Raw genomic sequence first — 5,037 nt, 5'->3', positions numbered from 1 at the left:
CCCCGCGCCCGCGCGCGCCCGCCCCCCACCCCCGGCCGGCCCCCCACACCACCACAACCAGCTACCACCCCCCCACTCACTATACACCCCCCCCCCCCCCCCAAAACCCTGTCGGGGATCCGGGCCGAGATCCGGTCAGCGCTGCGCGACCGCCTGCTTGACCAGCGTCTTCCCGAAGTCCCACATCAGTCCGCCGCCGCCGTGGGCGTCGTCCATGACCGCGGTGAAGGCCGTGACGAACCGGTCCACGTCCGCCTCGTCGACGACCAGCGGCGGGATCAGCTTGATCACCTCCAGATGGTCCCCGGAGACCTGGGTGAGGATCCGGTGCCGCTGGAGCAGCGGGACGACGACCATCTGGGCGAAGAGGCCCTTGCGGGCCGCCTGGAGCATCGTCCAGCGCCCGCGCAGCCCCAGCGAGGACGGCCGCCCGAACTCGATCCCGATCATCAGGCCGCGCCCGCGGATCTCGTGCAGCAGCTCGTACCGGGGCACGAGCTCCTTCAGACGGCCCGCGAGCAGGTCGCCGATCCGGCGGGCGTGGGCGACGGTGCCCTCGTCCTCCATCACCGACAGGACGGCGAGCCCGGCCGCCATGGCCTGGGCGTTCGATCCGAAGCTCGCCGAATGGACCAGGACCCGGTCCATCGACGAGTACACCTTCTTGAAGATCCAGTCCTTGCCGAGGGTGGCGCCGACCGGCACGTAGCCGCCGGAGAGCGCCTTGGCGACGCAGACCAGGTCCGGCTCGACGCCCTCCTCGTGCTGGTAGGCGTAGAAGTCGCCGGTCCTGCCGAGGCCCGTCTGCACCTCGTCCGCGACGAGCAGCGCACCGTGCCGGTGCAGCAGCTCCTGGGCACCCCGGAGGAAGCCCGGTGGCGCCTCGTGGACGCCCTTGCCCTGGATGGGCTCGACGACGAAGGCGGCCACGTCGCCCTTGCGCAGCTCCCGCTCCAGCGCGCCGAGATCGCCCAGCGGGATCGCGGTGTCCGGCAGGAGCGGCTCGAAGCCCTCCCGGAACCCCTGCTCGCCGTTGACGGAGAGGGATCCCGTGGTGAGCCCGTGGAAGGCGTGGGAGCAGTAGAGGACCCTCGGCCGCCCGGTGGCGTACCGGGCGAACTTGAGGGCGGTCTCCACGGCCTCGGTGCCGCTGTTGCCGAAGAAGACCCGGTCGAGGTGCGGACTGTGCGCGAGCAGCCTCTCGGCGAGAAGTCCCGGCAGCGGCTGGCAGTCGAACCGGGTGAGGTCGGCGAGCTGGGCGTCCAGGACGTCGTGGAGGGCCTTGCGGACGACGGGGTGGTGCCGTCCGAGACCCATCACGCCGAAGCCGGCGAGCATGTCGAGGTGGTCGACGCCGTCGGCGTCCCAGAAGTGGGCGCCCTCGGCCCGCTCGTAGACCTTGTCGAAGCCGATCGTGTGCAGCATGCGGGGCAGCTGGTGGTTGAGGTACCTGGCGTGCAGCTCGTACCGCTCCGCGCCGCGCTCGGAGAGCAGCGCCCGCAGGTCGAACCCGCCGGTCATGACGTGCTGTTCCCGGAGACCGTCTCCCGGACCGCGCGCAGCGACTCCTTGAGGGAGCCCATGGTGGCGAGGACGGCGGTGGGTTCGTAGCCGCAGTGCGCCATGCAGTTGGCGCAGCGGGGGTCCTTGCCGCGGCCGTACTTGTCCCAGTCGGTCTCCTCGACGAGTTCGCGGTACGTGGGGACGTATCCGTCGCTCATCAGATAGCACGGCCGCTGCCAGCCGAAGAGCGAGTAGTTGGGAATGGCCCAGGCGGTGCAGGGGAAGTCCGCCTTCCCTTCCAGGAAGTCCAGGAAGAGGGGCGAGTGGTTGAGGCGCCAGCGCCGCCTGTTCCCGCCGGCGAAGGCCTTCTTGAAGAGCTCGCGGGTCTGCTCGACGCCGAGGAAGTGCTCCTGGTCGGGAGCCTTCTCGTAGGCGTAGGCGGGGGAGATCATCATCTCGTCGACCTGGAGGTCGTCGTTGAGGAAGTTGAGCACCTCGATGATGGTCTGCGGGGTGTCGGTGTTGAAGAACGTCGAGTTCGTGGTGACCCGGAAGCCGCGCCGCTTGGCCTCCTTGATGGCCGCCACCGCCTCGTCGAACACGCCCTCCTTGGCGACGGACTCGTCGTGGCGCTCGCGCAGGCCGTCGATGTGGACGGCGAAGGCGAAGTACGGGGAGGGGGTGAACTTCTCCAGCTTCTTGCGCAGCAGCATCGCGTTGGTGCAGAGGAAGACGTACTTCCGCCGGGCCACCAACTGGCGGACGATCTCGTCGATCTGAGGATGCATCAGGGGCTCGCCGCCCGCGATGGACACCATCGGGGCGCCGGACTCCAGGACCGCGCCGACCGCCTGGGCGACCGGCATGCGCTGCTTGAGGACACCCGCCGGGTGCTGGATCTTCCCGCAGCCCTCGCACGCGAGGTTGCAGGCGTAGAGCGGCTCCAGCTCGACGATCAGCGGGAACTTGTCCCGCTTGCGGAGCTTCTGTTCGAAGAGGTAGGTCCCGACGCGGATGGACTGACGGAGCGGCATGGCCATAACTCGTTCACCTCCTGGGGAGCAGCGAAGAACGGTGCCATTCGAAGAATGCGGGAAGGACGGCACGCAGAACACGGAAGGCTGATATTCCCCCGCGTACCGTGCCGATCCGGACCAGTTCATGTTCAGGAGCGTCCACGACCACCCGGACGGCCGCAACCGGGCGGGGTCCGGACGTCATCGCGGTACGGAGCGTGGCGGCGGACTCCATGTCGACGGCGATCGCGCCGCCGGCCCGCAGCGCGGCCCGCTCGGGCCCGCGCACCACGTGGTCGGAGCCGATCAGGGGCCCGGTGTGCACGGCGCGCCCGGGCACCGCCCGCTCCAGGGCCTTCACCAGGAGCTCGGTCCCGGTGCAGGGGGTCGTGCCGTCCGCGGCGCGGGTCTCGTCGGCGACGATCAGGTCCCCGGGGTGCATGCCCGGGGCGAGGCCCGCGCAGAAGCCGGAGGCGATCACCGCGGCGTCCCGCCACCGGTCCTCGCCGAGGACCCGGGACACCGCCCGGCGGGCCCGGTCGGGGCCCATGCCGGTGCGCAGCACGGTCACCGGGCCGGGCGCGCCGCCCCGGTCCGCGCTGCGCAGGGCGAAGTGCTCGATGCCGAGCGCGCAGGCGATCAGCAGCGGCGGGGCGGCGCCCGGGCCGGGCTCGCGGCCCATCAGTCGTCCCCGCGCGGCGCGGGATCCCCGTACACGTAGCGCCCGAGCGCCGTGAGCGGGAAGACCTGCCGGTAGAGGTGGTAGTTGATCGAGAAGTCCCAGGGGAATCCGGTGCCGGTGAAGTGGGGCTCGTCCCAGGAGCCGTCCTCCCGCTGGGCCGAGGTCAGCCAGGCGACACCCCGGCGGACCGGTTCGGAGTCGCGCTCCCCCGCGGCGAGGAGGGCGATCAGGGCCCACGCGGTCTGGGAGGCGGTGGAGGGGCCTCGCCCGACCCATTCCTCCTCCTTGTAGGAGCGGAGGTCCTCTCCCCAGCCGCCGTCGTCGTTCTGCACGGCCCCCAGCCAGCCGACGGCCCGGCGGATCGCCGGATGGGAGCCGGGCAGACCTGCGGCGGCCAGCGCGGGGAGCACGGAGCCCGTGCCGTAGACGTGGTTGACGCCCCAGCGGCCGAACCAGGCCCCGTGCGGCTCCTGTTCGGCGAGCAGCCACTCGATGCCGCGGCGGGCGCGGGGGTCCTGGGCCATCCCCTCGTAGGCGAGCATCTCGACCACGTGGGCGGTGACGTCGGCGGAGGGCGGGTCGATCACCTCGCCGAAGTCGCAGAACGGCAGCTTGTTGGGGAAGACGCTGGTGTTGTCGGCGTCGAACGCCCCCCAGGCGCCGTTCCTCGACTGCATGCCGAGGGTCCAGCGGGTGCCCCGGGCGACGGCGGCGTCGACCCGGGCCGGGTCGGGGTGCCGCACCCGGCGCAGGGCGAGCACGACCTCCGCGGTGTCGTCGATGTCGGGGTAGTTGTCGTTGTGGAACTCGAACGCCCAGCCGCCCGGCGGGAGTCCGGGCCGTCGCACCGCCCAGTCCCCGGTCCGGGTGATCTCCTCGTCGAGCATCCAGTCCACGGCGTTCACGAGCGCCGGGTGGTCGGGGCTCAGCCCGGCGTCGGCGAGCGCGATGACGGCGAGGCAGGTGTCCCAGACCGGCGACTGACAGGCCTCGATCATCCGCGAACCGTCCTCGCGCCAGATCGCGAACCGGTCGAGCGACTCCAGGCCGGCCCGCATGACCGGGTGCTCGAGGTCGTAGCCGAGGAGGTGGAGGGCGATGACCGAGTAGACGGCGGGGGGCTGGATGCCGCCCCAGCAGCCGTCGTTCTCCTGGCGCTCGACGATCCACCGGGCGGCGACGTTCATGGCCGTGCGGCGGACCCCGCGCGGGGCGAAGCGGTGGTAGACGTGCAGCGCCTTGTCGAGCCGCTGGAAGAGGCCGTCCCAGCCGGTGGCCGGGGCCGGCGGGCGGGGCGGGTTGGGCCGGGCCGGGTCGGTGTGCAGCTCGTCCAGCGGGAAGGGCGCGGGCCGGACCGGGCGCTTCGCGGAGACCACGGTGAGCGGCACGATCGTCTGCCGGGCCCAGCAGCCGAAGTCGTAGATGTTGAGCGGGAACCACTTCGGCAGGAAGATCAGCTCGGGCGGCAGCTCGGGCAGGTCCTCCCAGCGCCACCAGCCGAAGAGGGCCAGCCAGATCCGGGTGAAGACGCGGGCGGCGGCGATCCCGCCCCGGGCCCGGACCCAGGCGGAGGCGCGGGCCATGTGCGGGGCGTCGGGCGGGTCCCCGGCGAGCCGGAGGGCCACATAGGCCTCGACGGTGGCGGAGAGGTCGCCCGGTCCGCCGTAGAAGGTGGGCCAGGCACCGTCCTCGCACTGCTCGCGGCGGATGTGGAGGGCGGCGGCGCGGGTGGTGTCGGCGTCGAGGATGCCGAGGAACTGGCGGAGGAGCAGGTCCTCGGCGTCCATGGTGACGTTGGTCTCCAGGTCGCCCTTCCACCAGCCCTCCGGGTCCTGC

Annotated in this window: 4 protein-coding genes; all 4 read right to left on the bottom strand. The window is 72.0% G+C overall.

Translation table 11 applies throughout. From position 1 onward, the window contains the following. Window positions 1-135: 135 nt before the first annotated feature. Window positions 136-1,521, bottom strand: a complete 1,386-nt coding sequence (locus ACFV2S_RS10835) for an aspartate aminotransferase family protein (protein ID WP_385556283.1) — start codon at window positions 1,519-1,521, stop codon at window positions 136-138. Next, window positions 1,518-2,543 (bottom strand): adenosyl-hopene transferase HpnH, encoded by a 1,026-nt coding sequence (gene hpnH / locus ACFV2S_RS10830; protein WP_383797304.1) that lies wholly within the window; start codon window positions 2,541-2,543, stop codon window positions 1,518-1,520. The genes ACFV2S_RS10835 and hpnH overlap by 4 nt, the downstream gene beginning before the upstream one ends. A 7-nt stretch (window positions 2,544-2,550) precedes the next feature. Beyond that, complete coding sequence (locus ACFV2S_RS10825) at window positions 2,551-3,201, bottom strand: 1-hydroxy-2-methyl-2-butenyl 4-diphosphate reductase (protein ID WP_385556280.1); 651 nt, start codon at window positions 3,199-3,201, stop codon at window positions 2,551-2,553. Beyond that, the coding region (shc, locus tag ACFV2S_RS10820) for a squalene--hopene cyclase (RefSeq protein WP_385556278.1) at window positions 3,201-5,037 on the bottom strand (1,837 nt) is incomplete at its 5' end. The genes ACFV2S_RS10825 and shc, both read right to left, overlap by 1 nt.

Source organism: Streptomyces sp. NPDC059695 (genome assembly GCF_042733785.1).
Classification (GTDB): Bacteria; Actinomycetota; Actinomycetes; order Streptomycetales; family Streptomycetaceae; genus Streptomyces.
Note: the sequence above shows the minus strand (reverse complement) of the source record. Positions and strands in the feature narration are given on the sequence as shown.